Source organism: Weissella sagaensis (assembly GCF_010306265.1).
GTDB lineage: Bacteria > Bacillota > Bacilli > Lactobacillales > Lactobacillaceae > Weissella > Weissella sagaensis.
The window spans coordinates 1-18,141 of the sequence record NZ_BLKA01000003.1; the positions used below are offsets into that span (position 1 = coordinate 1).

The 18,141-nt window shown below is 37.2% G+C and carries 13 protein-coding genes; 3 read left to right on the plus strand and 10 right to left on the minus strand.

Annotation, left to right across the window (positions count from 1 at the left end; genetic code table 11):
- Positions 1 to 372: 372 nt before the first annotated feature.
- The 7 genes from G7Y65_RS04100 to G7Y65_RS04130 all read right to left on the minus strand — a co-directional run bounded on the left by G7Y65_RS04100 (position 373) and on the right by G7Y65_RS04130 (position 11,265).
- Positions 373 to 4,689 carry a PolC-type DNA polymerase III gene (locus G7Y65_RS04100; RefSeq protein WP_042492882.1) on the minus strand — a complete coding sequence of 1,439 codons (4,317 nt, stop codon included), beginning with the start codon at positions 4,687 to 4,689 and terminating at the stop codon, positions 373 to 375.
- A gap of 372 nt (positions 4,690 to 5,061) precedes the next feature.
- Entirely contained in the window at positions 5,062 to 6,774 is a 1,713-nt protein-coding gene (locus tag G7Y65_RS04105; RefSeq protein WP_165314660.1) for a proline--tRNA ligase, read from the minus strand.
- Between the two features lie 98 nt (positions 6,775 to 6,872).
- Complete coding sequence (gene rseP / locus G7Y65_RS04110) at positions 6,873 to 8,129, minus strand: RIP metalloprotease RseP (protein WP_042492884.1); 1,257 nt, start codon at positions 8,127 to 8,129, stop codon at positions 6,873 to 6,875.
- A 165-nt stretch (positions 8,130 to 8,294) separates the two neighbouring features.
- On the minus strand, positions 8,295 to 9,086 hold the full coding sequence (locus G7Y65_RS04115; RefSeq protein ID WP_137600459.1) for a phosphatidate cytidylyltransferase: 792 nt from the start codon (positions 9,084 to 9,086) through the stop codon (positions 8,295 to 8,297).
- Positions 9,083 to 9,919, minus strand: coding sequence for an undecaprenyl pyrophosphate synthase (uppS, locus tag G7Y65_RS04120; RefSeq protein WP_081839295.1), 837 nt, complete (start codon positions 9,917 to 9,919; stop codon positions 9,083 to 9,085). The genes G7Y65_RS04115 and uppS overlap by 4 nt, the downstream gene beginning before the upstream one ends.
- 100 nt (positions 9,920 to 10,019) lie before the next feature.
- Positions 10,020 to 10,844 (minus strand): Cof-type HAD-IIB family hydrolase, encoded by an 825-nt coding sequence (locus tag G7Y65_RS04125; RefSeq protein WP_165314661.1) that lies wholly within the window; start codon positions 10,842 to 10,844, stop codon positions 10,020 to 10,022.
- The gene (locus tag G7Y65_RS04130) at positions 10,834 to 11,265 is read right to left on the minus strand and encodes a GtrA family protein (RefSeq protein WP_042492889.1); all 432 of its coding nucleotides are present in this window, start codon (positions 11,263 to 11,265) and stop codon (positions 10,834 to 10,836) included. Before G7Y65_RS04130 ends, G7Y65_RS04125 begins: the two co-directional genes overlap by 11 nt.
- Before the next feature lie 132 nt (positions 11,266 to 11,397).
- Here G7Y65_RS04130 and G7Y65_RS04135 point away from each other — a divergent pair, with 132 nt between their 5' ends.
- Genes G7Y65_RS04135 through G7Y65_RS04145 form a run of 3 tightly spaced genes read left to right on the plus strand, consistent with a single transcriptional unit; the run spans position 11,398 to position 13,423 of the window.
- Complete coding sequence (locus G7Y65_RS04135; protein ID WP_042492890.1) at positions 11,398 to 12,195, plus strand: hypothetical protein; 798 nt, start codon at positions 11,398 to 11,400, stop codon at positions 12,193 to 12,195.
- A 54-nt stretch (positions 12,196 to 12,249) separates the two neighbouring features.
- Entirely contained in the window at positions 12,250 to 12,525 is a 276-nt protein-coding gene (locus tag G7Y65_RS04140; RefSeq protein ID WP_165206631.1) for an ArsR/SmtB family transcription factor, read from the plus strand.
- 1 nt (position 12,526) lies between these two features.
- The gene (locus G7Y65_RS04145) at positions 12,527 to 13,423 is read left to right on the plus strand and encodes a cation diffusion facilitator family transporter (RefSeq protein WP_165314662.1); all 897 of its coding nucleotides are present in this window, start codon (positions 12,527 to 12,529) and stop codon (positions 13,421 to 13,423) included.
- A gap of 59 nt (positions 13,424 to 13,482) precedes the next feature.
- Here G7Y65_RS04145 and G7Y65_RS04150 read toward each other — a convergent pair whose 3' ends face one another.
- From G7Y65_RS04150 to G7Y65_RS04160, 3 genes are all read right to left on the minus strand, one after another.
- Positions 13,483 to 14,019 carry a phosphoribosyltransferase gene (locus tag G7Y65_RS04150; protein ID WP_042492893.1) on the minus strand — a complete coding sequence of 179 codons (537 nt, stop codon included), beginning with the start codon at positions 14,017 to 14,019 and terminating at the stop codon, positions 13,483 to 13,485.
- Positions 14,020 to 14,021: 2 nt separating this feature from the next.
- Positions 14,022 to 15,314 (minus strand): adenylosuccinate synthase, encoded by a 1,293-nt coding sequence (locus G7Y65_RS04155; protein ID WP_042492894.1) that lies wholly within the window; start codon positions 15,312 to 15,314, stop codon positions 14,022 to 14,024.
- 229 nt (positions 15,315 to 15,543) lie between these two features.
- Entirely contained in the window at positions 15,544 to 18,120 is a 2,577-nt protein-coding gene (locus G7Y65_RS04160; protein ID WP_165314663.1) for a cation-translocating P-type ATPase, read from the minus strand.
- Between the last annotated feature and the right edge of the window lie 21 nt (positions 18,121 to 18,141).

Here is an 18,141-nt window from a genome sequence, read left to right on the forward strand (position 1 = left end):
TTATTAGCGAATTGACTTCGCAAATGTTTTTGTTTCAAGCTTAATGCTTGAAGACCCTACACATTTGTTCTATCGAAACGATATTCAGTTTTCAATGATCAACGTTGTTGTCTCGCTGACAACTTAATTAATAATACAGAACTCATACAAACTTGTCAACATCTTTTTAAGAATAAATATTAACAATATTTGATATGCATTGATGTAATGTCGTTGCCAACTTGATATATATTACACACCATTTTATTAAAAGTCAACACTTTAAGTGAAACAAATATCAAAACTAATTTTAAAACCCTCTTAAAACACAATAAAAGCTAAGGCAAACCTTGATTTGCCTTAGCTTTTGCTATAAATAATCTTCAATTATAATTAAAACAATGCTAGTTGATTCTCGTCTGGCATACCATTTAACACACCATTTTCATCTAAAAACTGTAACAATGTTTTTGAAATGCCACCACGTTGTGCAAGATCTTCCTTTGAGAGGAATTCTCCAGCTGCTCGCGCTGAAACTATTTTTTTCGCCACGTTATCACCCAGACCAGGCACAGCATTAAATGGCGCAATTAGTGTATTACCCCCAATTAACCATTCTTCAGAATCTGATTTATAAAGATCTACCATATTAAAATCAATACCGCGTTCCAGTGCTTCGTTTGCAATTTCAAGTACAGTCAATAAATCTTTATCTTTAGCTGAAGCATCATTTCCTTGATGTTTGATTTCCATTATTTTTGCTTTCGTACTATTTAACCCATGCGACATCGAAACAATATCAAAATTGCTAGCACGAACTGAAAAATAAGCCGCATAATAAAGCGTTGGAAAATAGACTTTAAAGTACGCAATACGCAAAGCCATCAAGACATACGCTGCCGCATGAGCTCGTGGGAACATGTACTTAATCTTCAAACCAGATTCAATATACCATTCAGGTACGCCAGCTGCGCGCATTTCTGCTTGGAATTCATCTGTAATCCCTTTACCTTTACGTACTTTTTCCATGATTTGGAAAGACGACTCTGAATTAACACCATAATTAATTAAGTCGGTCATGATTTTATCACGCGTTCCAATAACTGTACCAATCGTAGCCACACCACGTTCAATTAATTCATCAGCATTACCACGCCAAACATCCGTTCCGTGAGATAGACCTGAGATTTGTAGTAATTCAGAATAGTTCTTGGGATGCGTCTCTTCCAACATCCCTCGAACAAAGGCTGTTCCAAATTCAGGTACCCCTAATGTCCCAGTCTTAGAAAAAATTTGTTCTTCAGTCACCCCCAACACTTCAGGTGATGAAAATAGGCTCATCACCCCTGGATCATTCATCGGAATAGTTGTTGGGTCAATCCCCGACATATCCTGTAAGGCACGAATCATCGTCGGATCATCATGACCCAAAATATCCATTTTTAAAATATTATCGTGAATTGAATGGAAATCAAAGTGGGTTGTTCGCCAAGTTGCTGATAGATCATCAGCTGGATATTGAATAGGCGTGAAATCATAAATTTCCATATCATCCGGCACAATCAAAATACCAGCTGGATGTTGCCCTGTTGTTCGCTTGACACCAGTTGCGCCCATAGCTAGCCGCTCAATTTCAGCACCTCTAAATTGCTTATCGTGATCACGTTCGTACGCTTTCACGTACCCAAACGCCGTTTTATCAGCGACCGTTGCAATTGTTCCAGCACGGAAAACATTATTTTCTCCGAACAATGACTTCATATAGTTATGCGCAAAAGGTTGATAATCCCCTGAAAAATTCAAATCAATATCAGGAACCTTATTTCCCTTGAACCCTAAGAAAGTCTCGAATGGGATATTGTGACCATCACCAATTAGTTTTGTACCATCAATGGGGCTATATTTTTCTGGCAAGTCATATCCTGACTCATAGTTCCTTGGATCTACAAATTCAACATAATCACCATTCACACTCCGATAGTGTGGTGGTAAAGCGTTCACTTCAGTTATTCCAATCAATAGCGCAATCAAAGAGGATCCAACTGATCCACGTGAGCCAACCAAATAACCGTCTTTATTTGATTTAGCCACCAATCGTTGTGCAACTAAATAAATAACCGCAAATCCATTTTTAATAATGGAATTTAATTCTTGTTCAACACGCGCTTCAACAATTTGCGGCAATGGATTACCATACATACGATACGCTGTTTCATATGATTTTTGGCGTATTTCGTCATTAGCCGTTGGCATATTAGGTGGGTAATTGCCGCTTTTAATCGCTTCAACATCATCGATCATATCAGCAACCACATGCGTATTATCAATCACTACTTTTTGAGCAAGCTCTGGCCCCATCCAACTAAAATCATCTAACATCTCTTGGGTAGTCCGTAGGTGCAATTCAGGCAAACTGTGTCGATTTAGCGGATTAGCACCACCTTGTGAACTAACTAAAACCTTACGATAAATCGCATCTTCTGGATTCAAGTAATGCACATTTCCTGTCACAACAACCGGTTTATCCAATTCATCGCCAATTTTAACGGCTTGCATCATTAATTCACGCAAACGCGCTTCATCTTTAATTAATTCGCCTTCAATTTCAGGTAAATAATTGGCTGAAGGTTGAATTTCAATATAGTCATAATACTTTGCTTTAGATTTAGCAGCAGCATAACCTTTTTGCATTAAGGCTTCCCAAAATTCGCCAGATGTATCACCAGTTCCTAATAATAAACCATCTCGATATTTATTTAGTAACGACCGTGGTACTCGCGCATTACGATAAAAATAATGAATATTTGATTCAGAAATCATTTTGTATAGATTTTTAACACCGGCCTGATTTTTCACCAAAACAACAGCATGATTTGGTCGGCCATGACGCCAAGCATCATTTTCTGTCATGCGCTCATTTAGTTGATCAGCATGTGTAATACCATATGCCTCACGAGCCTCTTCCAGGAATATACGATTCAAATGACCAGTCGTTTCCGAATCAAAAATTGCTCGGTGATGTTGTTCCAATTGCACACCAAAATGTTTTGCTAATGTATTCAAACGGTAAGAACGCATATGTGGGTATAAGAAACGTGCTAACGTCAAAGTATCGATAATTGGATTAGAGATGACTGGCATACCATGACGCTCATAGCCTTCGTTCATAAAGCCCATGTCAAAGGTTACATTGTGTCCAACTAAGATGGCATCACCATAGAATTCACGAAAAGCTGTAAACACATCTTTTTCAGACTTTGAACCACGAACCATATCATCGGTAATTGATGTTAAATCCGTCGTTGTTTGACTAAGCGGAAATCCTGGATCAATAAACTCAGAAAATTCAGCAACAACATTACCTTTTTGCATTCTAACAGCTGATAATTCAATTACTTTATCATAGGCTGCTGACAACCCAGTCGTTTCCACATCAAAGACCACATATTCAGCATCACTCAGTTCAACATGAGCTGGATTAAAAATAATTGGTTCACCATCCTCAACCAAATTCACTTCAACACCGTAAATCATTTTCATATCATTCGCCGCTGCAGATGTTGATGCTTCAGGAAAGCCTTGAGCACCAGCAGTATCAGTAATGGCAATCGCATCCATTCCCCAATTATGGGCTTGTTTAACATAGTCTTTAATACCATTGGTGGCATCCATAGTCGACATCAATGAATGCGTATGCAACTCAATCCGCTTTTTGTCACCTTCATAGGTTTCCAGACGTGGTTGGTGCTTAACAATTTGAATATCATAAGCCATCATAGTCAAATCATGCAAAAAATCATCCTGTTGTACCGGTCCACGTGCTCGGACCCACATGCCAGGTTTAATATTTTCAAAAAACGCAACATCTGCATCATCACGTGAAAACTTTTTTAGAACAAACGAACTTGTATAGTCAGTTATCTTCATCGTCAATAATTGGCGTTCAGACTTTAATACCTTCACTTCAGCCGCAAAAATATAGCCTTCAACAATGACTGACCGTTCTTCATCAACAATATCAATCATATCCGTCACGTCTGCATCACTAGCAATTTTACGACCCAAATTATTGCTACCAACATTTTTACCATTATAACTGACTGTTTTACGTTGCTTAGCTGCTTGTTCAATTTGAACTTGCGCCATTTGTGATAACTGCTCATCTTGAGATGCACGTTGGGCCATAGCAGTTGCTTGCGATTCTGCAACTAGTTGTTCATCAACATTCACTTTAAATGGTAATTCTGTCGTAACACCTATTTGTCGATAGGCATTTTGAATGATTGGTAAGCCTGTTTGCGTCGCATATTTACTCCAAGCTGTCGATGCAAAGTTTAACACTAATTGTTCATTATCAATCACTGGCATTACTTGGTTAAAAGCTCGTTGAAATGCCCCTGGTTCATTTTGGTGTTGGTTTAATACCCACCCCCAATAATTAATAATTTGGGGTAACTTTGGTTGAACTGTCAAACTAATTTCGTAATTAACCGTTGCAATACTAGCAAATGTTGTTTGTAATTTACTAATTAACATTGCCAATGTTGTCACTTCTGGCAATTCAGGCAATGATAAATGAAATTGCCAAACACGTGATTGCTTATGGACCGTTAATTTTGTTAAAGTTGCCTCTTTAAAGGTGTCCGGCACCTCCTTGTATTGCAACTGTTGTAACAATACTTGAAATTGTTCTTGTGGGTTTAATGCCATCACTTATCGCCCCTTTCACGAATTTTGTAATCTATTGTTATTATACATTGTCCTCGTAAGATAAAAACAACAAAACAATTAATTGCTTTGTTAAGCACAAAAAAAGAGGAAGCAACGGGCAAGTTGCTTCCTCTTTTCGTAACAAATAGCACTAATACTATGTCGTTACTATAATCAAGTTAGATGGGCGTCCAACTTGATTAGAAAAGGTATATTTAACACATACCAGTTTAAGGAGTAGTTGCAGGAACGGGCATTCCTGCTAGGTTATGAGTAATCATTATGGGCATCGATGTGATATCTCTGTATCCCTCATCGATAGTTATACTATAAATCTAAAATCTTAAAAAAAGAATAAAGATTTACAATCGATTAATCTTTATTACCATTTAAAAATACATGTAACGTTGACACAAGTTCTTCAGCTCGAACTTCAATTGCCTCATCAGCTTTACGTAATTTAACTTCTACAATGCCTTCGCTAGCCTTTTTACCTACTGTTACTCGTACAGGCAAACCAATTAAATCAGAATCTACAAACTTAACACCAGGACGTTCATTACGATCATCCAAAAGCACCTCATAACCAGCAGCTGTCAAACTATTATTTAATTCATCTGTTAGCTTAGCCTGCTCTTCATTCTTATACTTAATTGGTATTAGGTGAACATCCCATGGTGCTACACTAGCTGGCCATGAAAGGCCGTGTTCATCAGCATTTTGTTCAGCAATTGCTGCAAGCAAACGAGAAACACCAATACCGTATGATCCCATAATAACATCTGCTTGACGACCATTATCATCTAAGACTTGTGCCCCCATGGCCTTAGAATAACGTGTTCCTAACTTAAATATATGACCGATTTCAATTCCCTTAGTAAATTGCAAATGTCCTTTAGTATCAATTGATAAATCACCTTCGCGCGCAACACGTACATCTGCTACTTCATCAATTCTAAAGTCACGATCAATATTAGCGTTCAAGTAATGGAATCCTTGCTCATTGCCGCCAACGACAATATTGGCCATGTCTGTGACCCATTCATCAGCAATAATTTTTACTTCTTCGCCAACACCAACAGGTCCTAGTGAACCAAATGGGGCGTTTAAGTATTGTTGCGTTTCTTCTTCAGTTGCTAAACGTAATTCGTCTACATGTAAATAATTTTGTACTTTAACTTCGTTGACCTCAAAGTCACCACGAACTAACACTAAAATTGGTTGATTATCAGCCATCATCAACATGGTCTTAACTAACTGATCAGCTGTTGTCTGTAGATAATCAGCCAATTCGGCAATCGTCCCTACTTCTGGCGTTGCAATTTTTTGTAAATCAGCTAATGGGGCATGTGATTTATTTGGTACATATAAATCTTTGGCCATTTCTAAGTTAGCAGCATATTCTGATTGATCAGAATATGCAATGGTATCCTCACCAGCAGCAGCAGGGGCTGAAAATTCCTTTGAATCAGATCCACCCATGGCACCAGCATCACCAACAATGACACGATAATCCAAACCAACTCGATTAAAAATATTAATATAAGCTGATTCCATTTTCTTATAAGTATTATCTAAACTGGCTTCATCAATTGAAAACGAATAAGCGTCCTTCATAATAAACTCACGTCCACGCAAAACACCAAAACGTGGGCGATCTTCATCACGTAGCTTTGTCTGAATTTGGTACAGCGTCAATGGCAAACGTTTGTATGACTTAATATCATCACGAATCAAAGTTGTCATCGTTTCTTCATGTGTGGGGCCAAGAATCATATCCCGTCCATGACGATTGCGCAACTTAAACAAATTAGGCCCATATGTTTCATAACGACCTGATTCTTGCCATAGTTCTGCTGGCAACAAAACTGGTGCAGTCATTTCAATAGCATCAATCTTTTCCATTTCTTCACGGATAATAGCTGTAATTTTGTTTAATACTCGTTGTGCTAATGGTAAGTAGGCGTATACCCCTGCTGTAACCTGACGAACATATCCCGCACGTAACATCATTTGATGTGAAATTACTTCTGCATCAGCTGGTGTTTCACGTAATGTCGGGATAAAAACCTTTGATTGTTTCATGATTTATACCCATTCCTCATCTCTGCGCTTTTACGCACATTAAAATTCTTTTACTATTTTAACACATTTGTCTTTTTACAACATTTCAAGCTGATTAATTACTTAATGAAATAACGTAATATATCATTTCCAGTGACTGCTATCATCAAAACAAACAATAAGCCAACACCCACCAAAGTTACCGCTAATTCAGCTTTTTCAGGCACAGGGCGTCTGATAATTGCTTCAACTGCGTTCAACAGTAACTTACCACCATCCAAACCTGGAATTGGTAGTAAATTCATCATTCCTAAATTAACCGATAACCAAGCCATGAATGACACAATTGCCAATATTCCCATATGGCTGACTTCTGATGTGTTTTTATAAATGGCAACTGGTCCGCCTAATTTATTTAGTGAGAAACCTTGTACCAAGTTTTTAATAGCCCTAAAAATTTGTGTCATAGATTGACTAGTCATTTGGAACCCATAGCGAATGCGTGCCGTTAATGCATTGGTCTGTTTAGACGTTACACCCACTTGACCAATAACCATACCACCATTTTTAACACCTTTAGGTTTAAGCGTAACATGGTGCGCCTTACCATTTCTCTCGTATGTAATATTAACTTTTTGATTTGCTAAAGGTTGAATTGTATTTTGCATTTTTTGCCATGAATGGATTCTCTCACCATTAATTGCCGTTATCTCATCGTTATGTTTCAATCCTGCTAAAGCTGCTGGTGAATCCTTGTTCACTTGGTCAACGGTTGTTGTTGAAACACCTGGTAAAGAAAATGCTAACCCAATGAATAAAATTAATGTCAAAATAAAATTGTTAAGTGGACCCGCAAAATTAATTAATGCGCGTTGCCAAAGCTTGGCAGACTCAATATGCGTATCTCTTGGTGCAACTAATACCATGGTCCCGTCGGGTTCTATAATTGACGCATCATGATCAACAGTTAGTCGTACTAACTGATTGTCGTTCGCCAAATAGCCTTCAATAAACATACCATCAATTAAATCAACTTGATTGACAGTCATCGTTTGACCCCCAACTAATTCTTCTTGTTCAGACAAATTAATTTTCGTGACAACATCATCTGTCACGACCACTGTCACAGACATACCTGGTTGAATGGGATCATTGTCCGTATCACCACGGCCAGCCATGCGTACATAACCCCCTACTGGCAAGATACGCCAAGTATATGTTGTGCCATGACGTTGCGTTTGCAAAACTTTTGGTCCCATGCCAATCGCAAATTCCCGTACTCGTACACCCGATTTTTTTGCAAAGTAAAAGTGTCCAAACTCATGAACAATAACGATTACGCCAAACACAATAATAAATGTAATAATTGCTGTCATTTTTCTCTCCATCCCCATTCTAAGTAGGGTTAGTATACAATAAAAACCGTTTCCACGGTACTATTGAAAAAGGATCGATGATAATCATCGATCCTTTTGAACTTGTTTCAAAAATCATTCCTTAATGTTAGGTTATTTGGATATACCGTGACTCCCACAGAAAACTTACGCAAAGACACCTAACAAATACATCAATGGCAATACAATCAACATTGAATCGAAACGATCTAAAATACCACCATGTCCTGGCAAAGCATTTCCTGAATCTTTAACGTGATAAAAACGCTTCAAAGATGATTCAATCAAATCACCAAATTGTCCAGCAACTGACAAAACAATACTAATTAGAAGCATGATTCCCCAGTTATAACGTTGTGGAAAGAAGTAAACATAAATCGCTGCCAATACAACAGCAATCACACTACCACCAATTGATCCTTCCCAGGTTTTATTAGGTGAAATAGCCGTTAGTTTGTGCTTACCTAATTTACGCCCGACTAAGTAAGCAGCCGAATCTGTTACCCAGACAATTAAGAAAGCATACATTAACGTATCAAGACCAGCTGTACGTGCTGCAACCATCATCCCAAAGCCTAGTCCAACATAAATCATCGTTAACGTAAAGACACCAGCGTCTTCGAAATTAAATTTATTACGTGCAACAACTGTATGCAATAACATTAAAATAACAAAAATATATAATAATGAAGAACGTTGCAAAGTTACTGGCAAGTTTAATTCATGCCAAATACTAGTTGGCAATGTCATGACGACTGCACCTAACATGGTTAGAACAGCGCCAAAATCAATTAGCAATGTGCGACGCATCAAGACTACTTCAGAAGCAGCCACAGCTGCCAATACTGACGCAGCAATTTGAATCCAAATCCCACCTGCTATTAAAATGGGGATAAAGATTGCTAGTGCAACAACTGCTGTAATCACCCGTGTTTTCATTTTTTTATCTCCTGCTTTTTATCACTTTTATTTTCTGCTAAACCTCCAAAACGACGGTGTCGTGATTGGTAAGTCATAATAGTTCGTTTCAAAACGGCTGGTGTAAATTCTGGCCAATGTTCATCCACAAAAACAAATTCAGCATAGGCAATCTGCCAAAGCAAAAAATTAGATAACCGCTCTTCACCACTTGTTCGAATTAATAAATCTGGATCTGGATAATCTAATGATGCGGTCATCATCGCTTGGTCAACCAACTGTTCATCAATATCTTCTGGTTTGATTTCACCTGTTATGATACGTTGCGCAATTTGTTGCATACCCGAAACAATTTCAGCACGACCGCCATAATTCAAAGCAAAATTTAATACCATTCCGGTGTTATTGGCTGTCTTTGCAATGGCATTGTGCACTGCTTTTTGTGTGTGCATCGGTAGCTGGTCAATATAACCAATCACATTTACACGAATATTATTAGCAATTAAATCTGGCACAAAGGTATCAAAAAATTTACCAGGTAATTTCATTAAAAAACCAACTTCAGTATCTGGGCGTTTCCAATTTTCTGTCGAAAAAGCATACAACGTTAACACCTTTACACCCAAATCACTGGCAGCTTTTGTAATATCTTTAACAACTTCCATGCCACGCTGATGACCCGAAACTCGTGGTAGATTCTGTTTTTTTGCCCATCGGCCATTACCGTCCATGATAATCGCAATATGTTTTGGGATTTGTTCATTATCCAATTCAATTGTTTGCGTATCAACATGTTTCTCATGTTGGTCATTAAAAAACACGATTTTCCCTCCGATATCTTGATAAATAATCATTAATAGATTGCATAGCACATCATAATCTTATACATTATAACAGTTTGTTACGAAACATTTTACTATTATTGGTTATTTATCAAAATTTTTACTCACTTTATTAATCAAAAGCACCAGCTAATAATGCTTCAATCGTATCCAAAACGCCGTTGTGATTATTGTCATTAACAGCTAAGTTATTAACCCGGACTTTCATGAAGTCTTCCGCATTTGGCATCACGAATGGATATTTAACATACCGCAACATCTCTAAATCATTCCCATTATCACCAAAGGCTGCCATTTCTTCCGGCTTAATATGCCATTTTCCCCCTAGTTGTTGTAACCCAGTTCGCTTATTGACACCTGGTGCTAAGATATCAACAGTTCCAAATCCTGATCCAGTTGTATGTAATTCTTCACCAAATTCTACTCGTAATTGTTGAATATATTGGTGCACATCAATACCTTGTGGCCAAACAAAAGTAAAACGAAAAATATTATCATCAATTTCTTTGAACTTTTCAACTTGGTGAACAATTGGATAAAATTGTTTTACCATACCAATGACTTCGGGGGTTGCATGATTAGAAACATATGCACCATTGTGTCCTGATAGCACAATCAAATTTTCCAACTCCGCATTAGTCCGATTATTCCAGTCAATAACCCGTTTAATTTGGGCATTAGTAATTGAAGATTCAGCAATCACTTCTTCATGGTTCATAACCAATGCACCATTATCAGACACATATGTCACACGGTCAGGATTAACTGGATTAAAGTACGAACGTAATTGCGTGTATTGATTACCACTTGCTGCAACAAAACGAATACCACGTTCATCCAATTCATCTAATAAATCTTCCATACGTGCATAATCAAATGTACGATCATCACGTAATAACGTGCCATCCATGTCTGTTGCAATTAACTTAATCGTCATTTTTAATTTTCTCCTTTAGTTTAAATATTACTAATTTGCTTAATACATAATTCGAAACTATCACAAATATATTTTGAATAACATTCCATATCATATCATTCTGGTGCATCACATGAACACCAAATAGTAAAATTAAATATCCTAACATGCCCGTTGCCAAACGTGCCAGAAAAAATTTTATCATTTCTAGTATAATATTACCGAACCCGGTTGTTTGACTATCGAATACCCATTTACGATTAGTTAAATAAGCAAACAACACACTCAACAACCATGCTAGAACATACGATACATTGATCGTTAAGTCCATCCAGCGAGCACCACTATAAACGACAATATTTACCAGAGTTGTCAAAACACCAAATATTAAATACATTAGTTGCATACGATACTTGACAATTTTTGCCATGATTGTGCGCATTTTATTACTCCATTTCGATAAATTTACAAAATTATACTCAAAATATTATATCAGACTCACCACTAAACAGTTAGTTTGCTACAATTATTATCATAGGTTCTTGCAAAACTAATTAACTAGAAAGGCTTTATTATGAATCCAAGTTCTAATTCTAAAGATTCTCGTACGCAACACCGTGAATCATCAAATCCACTTGCATCACGTTTACTTAATTTCTCACAAGCAAAAATACCGTGGCTATCAATGTTAATCAGTGTCATCGCCCAAAATGTGGTTTGGTGGGTTTATCCTTTAATATACTCTAATCGTTTAGTTAGTGGCCAAATTCAACACAACCCGCTCCTGTTAACCTATAGTATTATTTTATCATTGGCTATTTTTTTAACGTTTAATCGCAATTTTGCACAATGGTTTAATTACATCGTTATCTTAGTCCCACTACTATTTTTATATTTTTTGTATAAACATTTTACTGGACAACAAGTGATGTTGCTTACACTATTACCACTTGCACTATTGTTAATTAATATTCCTGGCTTAAACTTAAAAAATATTTTAGGGCTCATTTTATATTCAGGTATTGCAGCCTTAGTGATGCCTGTTGTTATTTTTTATCAACAAAATACATTCTTGACCCAACCATTTTTGCTTAGTTTATTTCCCCTATTTTTCAGCTATCTATTTTTCATGAGTAGCTTATTTGTACCAGAAGGACGTAACAAACGCTTAACATCGCTAGTATTTGGTATTATTTTACTAATCAATGTTTTAGCATTAGATTGGAACTTATGGATGTTTTTGGGCGTACTAATTATCGTATTTACTTGGCTAGTGTTAATTAATTTGAATTTAAAACAACGCTATCAAATGACCTTTTTTACCGTTCTACAGACACTGACAATTATGATTATCTTCTTGCAACAACTATAAAAATAGGAAGAAATTTTACTTTCAAATAACATATTAACGTTTTATAATATGTTTATGGATAAACAATTATCAGAATTTTTTAAATTATTTTCAAATGTCTTACGGCTTAAAATTTTACAAATTTTAGATCAAAATGAACAAAATGTTTCCAGTTTAGTTATTTTGACAGGCTATTCGCAATCAAACATATCACAACAATTAAAAATATTAAAAGCAGCTGATATTATTAGTCATCATCGTCATGGTAAACAAATCTTTTATACCTTAAAAGATGACCATATCCATGAAATTATTGCCTTAGCATCAAACCACTTGGAGGAAAAAATATAATATGCATAATCATCATGAGCATGCAGGCGTTCCAAAAAAACAACTGCCGTATTTAATTGGCATTATTCTTAATTCCATATTTATTATTGCTGAAATGATTTTTGCCTACTATGCGGATTCCACAGCCTTATTTGCTGATGCATTGCATAGTATTAGCGATGTGGCCTCATTAATTTTAGCGTGGGCTGCTGTTGCTGTTTTTGGATTACGGGCGACATCAACGCATACGTACGGCTGGCATAATGCCACCATTTTAGCTAGTTTCATGAACGCTCTTTTCTTATTAGGTGCCGTTTTTATTATTTGGTTTGAAGCGATTGATAAATTGCTCAATAGCAACAGTGAACCAGCTGGTAGTTTAATTATGATTGTGTCAGCTATTGGTATTGTAATCAACTTTTTAGCTGCTAAATTTTTTGCCATGGCTGGTGATCATGAACATGATATCAACGCCAAAGGTGCTTATGTACACCTATTAGCCGACGCTGGTGTATCTTTTGGCGTTGTTTTATCTGGACTACTAACGTTCCTGACAGACTGGTATTGGCTTGATCCAGTTGTTTCAATTTTAATTGGCGTTGTTATTATCGTTTCTTCTTGGGGGATTTTTAAACAATCTATTCTCTTAATCTTCAATGGTGTCCCAGAAAATATCGATGAAGAAGCTGTTGAAAATGCCATTTTAGCAACCCCACAAGTTATCAGTATGCATGATTTACATATTTGGGGTTTATCCACTACTGAGACAGCATTAACCGTGCATCTGGTTGTTGAGAATCCTGGTGATATGACCTTGCTATCACAATTAGGTTATATGCTACAAAATGACATGCACATTCAACACACAACAATTCAACTGGAAAAAAATAAAACTGATGATCCATGTAACACCATCTAACTCATCTTTCAAAACAAAAAATTCGTTAAGTTCAAAAATGAACTTAACGAATTTTTATTTTAATTATTTAATTCCAAAACAGCCACATATGGCAAACCACGATAATATTCGTTGTAATCCATACCATATCCAACTAAAAACTCATCTGGTACATGTGCGCCAATAAAATCTGGCGTGATACCACCTGCTGATTCAGATTGTCGTTTATCAGTTGCAACTGCGACATAAACTTTTTTAGCACCACGTGCCTCAAAATCTGCCTTGAGATAACGTAATGTTAGTCCTGAGTCAACAACCTCATCTAAAATAACAACTGTACGATCTTTTAAATCAACCTTCAAATCACGTTGAATTGTAATATGACCGGTTGACTTATCACCAACATAACTAGAAACATCAATATAATCAAGTTCAACCTCACATTGCATAGCCCGCATTAAATCAGCCATCCACATGTAAGCACCCTTCATAACACCAATAAATACTGGACGTTCCACATCAACTAGTACTTCATTCAATTCGCCAGCTACCCGATTGACCATTTTTTCAATATCATCAACTGACAAAATAGTGCGCGCTAATCTCATTTCCGGCATGTTTACCCCTCATTCCAGATATCAAACAAAATAATTGTTTGTTCGTTCGATGGGCCAACTGCAAACGTATATAGCGGTACACCAATTAGTTCTTCAACACGCTTTAGATAGTTTTCAGCATTTGCTGGCAACTCTTCACGTGACTTAATACCAGTAATATCTTCTGACCAACCTGGTAGTTCTTCATAAATTGGTGTGACACGTTGCACATCCTTTAAGTTAGCTGGATAATGTGAAATACGTTGACCATCTAATTCATAAGCAACAGCCAATTTAACTGTCTTAAGTCCTGACAAAACATCTAGACTGTTCAATGACAAGTGTGTAAAACCACCAATACGAGCAGCATGGCGCAAAACAACTGTATCTAACCACCCAATACGTCGAGGTCGTTTAGTCACAACACCGTATTCATGACCAACTTCACGAATACGGTCACCAACTTCATCAAATAATTCCGTTGGGAAAGGTCCATCACCAACACGTGATGTATATGCCTTAGCAACTCCTACGACACCGTTAATCTTTGTTGGTCCAACACCAGCACCAACCGTTGCACCCCCACCAACTGGTGAAGATGAAGTTACGTATGGATAGGTCCCTTGATCGATGTCCAACATTGCACCTTGTGCACCTTCAAATAGCACACGCTTGCCATCATCTAAATAGTCATTAATCAAAACTGTTGTATCAACAATATAAGGCTTTAAAGTCTGTCCGTAGCCATAGTATTCTGCTACCAATGTTTCCACATCAAACGGCTTTTGATTATAAATTTTTTCTAGAATTTCATTTTTTTCAGCTAATACGTTACTTAGACGCTCACGCAAAACATCTTCATCTAATAAATCAGCCACGCGAATACCAATACGAGCAGCTTTATCCATGTAAGTTGGGCCGATGCCACGTCCAGTTGTCCCAATCTTGCCATCGCCCTTTTTAGCGTCGGCTAGTTTATCCATCAACATATGGTAAGGGAAAATTACATGAGCTCGGTCAGAAATACGTAAGTTGTCAGTTGTCACACCTTGTGCTTGGATTTCATGCAATTCATCCAACAATGCTTTAGGAGTAACAACAGTCCCGTTACCAATAACAGCTAAACGCTCAGGATTGAAAATTCCTGATGGTACAGAAGATAATTCAAACTTTTTACCATCTACATAAATTGTGTGTCCGGCATTGTTACCACCTTGATAACGGACCACCATATCAGAGTTTTGTGAGATAAAGTTTGTAATCTTTCCTTTACCCTCATCACCCCATTGACTACCAACAACTACAATCCCTGCCATATTGGCCTCCTATTTCAGGTTCGCTAAACACGAACAATATAAACTTTTCTCAATACTTAATTAAGTTTACCAAGAAACTAGCTAGGTTTCAATGTTATTCTCTTTAAAAGTTCGACTTTTAATCAAAAAAAACATTAAAAAGCTAATGATATAACATTAAACACTATCTTTCCTACTTTGTTTCACTAAAAAACGCACAAGAACCGAACGTCTTGTGCGTTTAAATGAATTACTTATTATTCTTAATGGCTTTGGCAATTTCCCAATAAATATTTGGTACTAATGACAAGAAAATTGTAATTAACCAGGCTATACCTGTTAATGATACAAAGCTAAACAACGTTTGTGTTACCGGCACAATAACTAGTAAGATTGTCAATAATCCGGCCAATGCCACCATCATAACTAGCATTGGGTTAGCGCTAAACTTAATCTTAAACATTGATTCTTCACTACGAATATTGAAGACATGTAAAATTGATGTTAGTGATAAGACAATGAAAGCCATTGTGTTTCCAAGTTCTGGATTACCCACATAAACACCGTAACCTTGCGCAATCAACGTTGGAACTGCAAATAAAATGACATTTATCATGATGCGCCCAGCTAAACCATTAGCAAAGATACTTGCTTTTGGACTTACTGGTTCTTGATTCATGACGTTATCGTGAACAGGTTCACGACTCAAAGCAAAACCAGGAAGACCATCAGCTACCAAATTAATAAACAACAGTTGCGTTGCAATCAATGGTGATCCCCAGCCAAATATCATTGCTGCCACAATAATCACAATTTCTGACATGTTTGCACTCATCAAGAAATTAATCGTCTTCCGAATATTACCGTAAATACCACGACCAACTTCAACTGCATGGACAATCGTTGCAAAGTTATCATCAGTTAGAACAATTGCTGATGCTTCACGGGCAACATCGGTCCCCGTTTCACCCATTGCAATACCAACATCAGCACTGCGCAAAGCTGGTGCATCGTTAACACCATCACCTGTCATGGCAACAACATCACCGCGTTTTTGCCATGATTTCACAATACGAATCTTATCTTCTGGCGTTACTCGAGCATAAACCGCATATTTTTCAACATTTTTATCTAATTCTTCATCAGACATTTTATGCAACTCAGCCCCTGACAATGCATGGTCTTCATCGCCTAAAATACCAATCTCACGTGCAATAGCACTAGCTGTTACCACGTGATCACCTGTAATCATAACCGGTTTAATACCAGCTGCACGGGCTTGTGCAACAGCTTCAGCTGACTCAGGACGTGGTGGATCAATAATACCAACCAGTCCCAATAGCGTCATGTTACTTTCAACTTCGTCTTCAGTTGGTTCGTCACTAATTGATGCTAATTTAACTGCTCCAACGGCAATCACACGTAATGCTTTTGAACCGAATTGCTCGTTCACATCAGTTGCATCATGATGAACACTTTCCGGAAACTTTGGTAACAAGACATCAAAAGCTCCCTTAGTTATTGCCAGATAACCATCCGCTACTTTGTGTACGGTTGTCATACGCTTTCGTGTTGAGTTAAATGGAATTTCAAAAACCTTTGGATAAGTTGCTTGTAGGTTTTCATATTCTGAATATTCACCTAAAGCATTAACCATCGCAATTTCAGTAGGTAATCCCACTACCTCTTCTTCTGGCTTTGTCACATTAGTTGATAAAGCTCCGAATTTCAAAACGTCTGGTAAATTACTTGCAATTTCTTGATTATCAAAAATTTGATTAGCTTGCGCATCCCATACACGACGCACAGTCATCTTATTTTGCGTTAGCGTTCCTGTTTTATCAGATGCAATCACTGTTGCTGACCCTAATGTTTCAACAGCAGGCAAACGACGTACAATCGCATGTTGCTTTGCCATCTTTTGTACACCTAATGCCAATGTGATTGTCACAATAATCATTAATGTCTCAGGAACCACTGCAACAGCTAATGATACAGCCGTCATGAACAAAGTAAGTAATGGCTCACCATGGAATATTCCTAAACCAATCACGACTAACGCAGCTAAAATCGCAATAACACTCAAACGCTTACCTAGATGTGCAAGACGTACCTGCAATGGCGTTTGTTCACGTTTTTGATCGCCTAACAAACCAGCAATCTTTCCCATTTCAGTTTCCATACCAACGGCTGTTACTGTTGCAACACCGCGACCATTAACAACTGCCGTACCACGATAAACGCGGTCTAAACGATCACCTAACGCATCTTCTTCAGAAGATTCAAAATCTGCATCTTTTTCAATGGCATCACTTTCCCCAGTCAATGCCGATTCTTCAACTCGTAATTCTGTTGTTTCTAGCAAACGTGCATCAGCAGAAATACGCTTACCATTTTCTAAAATCATTAAATCACCAACCACAATATCAGCGATTGGAATTGTTTTAATTTGGCCGTCACGTTTAACGGTTGCTTGCGCCACTTCTAAACTTTTTAACGAATCTAAAGCTGCTTCAGCTCGTCCTTCTTGATAAATTGATAATACTGAATTAATGATAACAATTGCAATAATTAAAACACTCTCAAAATAATGACCATTTCCTTGCATTATCGATGTTATCAATGAAATAACAGCAGCAATAATCAAAATGATTGTCGCTACATCACTCAAACTACGCTTTACTTTTTGCCATAAGGGTTCTTTCGCTGCTTCTTTAAAAACATTCTGACCATACTGTTCTCTTGCACTTTGAACTTGATCACTCGTTAACCCATTAACTCTATCCACGCTTTTCAGGGCATGGTCCTGACTTGCTTTTTCTACCATATTCTCTCCTTTGTTGTTGGA

Bases quoted from the DNA above. Each gene is read 5' to 3' on its own strand.
- G7Y65_RS04100 (WP_042492882.1), bottom strand. From the start codon at position 4,689: ATGGCATTAAACCCACAAGAACAATTTCAAGTATTGTTACAACAGTTG.
- G7Y65_RS04105 (WP_165314660.1), bottom strand. From the start codon at position 6,774: ATGAAACAATCAAAGGTTTTTATCCCGACATTACGTGAAACACCAGCT.
- rseP (WP_042492884.1), bottom strand. From the start codon at position 8,129: ATGACAGCAATTATTACATTTATTATTGTGTTTGGCGTAATCGTTATT.
- G7Y65_RS04115 (WP_137600459.1), bottom strand. From the start codon at position 9,086: ATGAAAACACGGGTGATTACAGCAGTTGTTGCACTAGCAATCTTTATC.
- uppS (WP_081839295.1), bottom strand. From the start codon at position 9,919: ATGATTATTTATCAAGATATCGGAGGGAAAATCGTGTTTTTTAATGAC.
- G7Y65_RS04125 (WP_165314661.1), bottom strand. From the start codon at position 10,844: ATGACGATTAAGTTAATTGCAACAGACATGGATGGCACGTTATTACGT.
- G7Y65_RS04130 (WP_042492889.1), bottom strand. From the start codon at position 11,265: ATGCGCACAATCATGGCAAAAATTGTCAAGTATCGTATGCAACTAATG.
- G7Y65_RS04135 (WP_042492890.1), top strand. From the start codon at position 11,398: ATGAATCCAAGTTCTAATTCTAAAGATTCTCGTACGCAACACCGTGAA.
- G7Y65_RS04140 (WP_165206631.1), top strand. From the start codon at position 12,250: ATGGATAAACAATTATCAGAATTTTTTAAATTATTTTCAAATGTCTTA.
- G7Y65_RS04145 (WP_165314662.1), top strand. From the start codon at position 12,527: ATGCATAATCATCATGAGCATGCAGGCGTTCCAAAAAAACAACTGCCG.
- G7Y65_RS04150 (WP_042492893.1), bottom strand. From the start codon at position 14,019: ATGCCGGAAATGAGATTAGCGCGCACTATTTTGTCAGTTGATGATATT.
- G7Y65_RS04155 (WP_042492894.1), bottom strand. From the start codon at position 15,314: ATGGCAGGGATTGTAGTTGTTGGTAGTCAATGGGGTGATGAGGGTAAA.
- G7Y65_RS04160 (WP_165314663.1), bottom strand. From the start codon at position 18,120: ATGGTAGAAAAAGCAAGTCAGGACCATGCCCTGAAAAGCGTGGATAGA.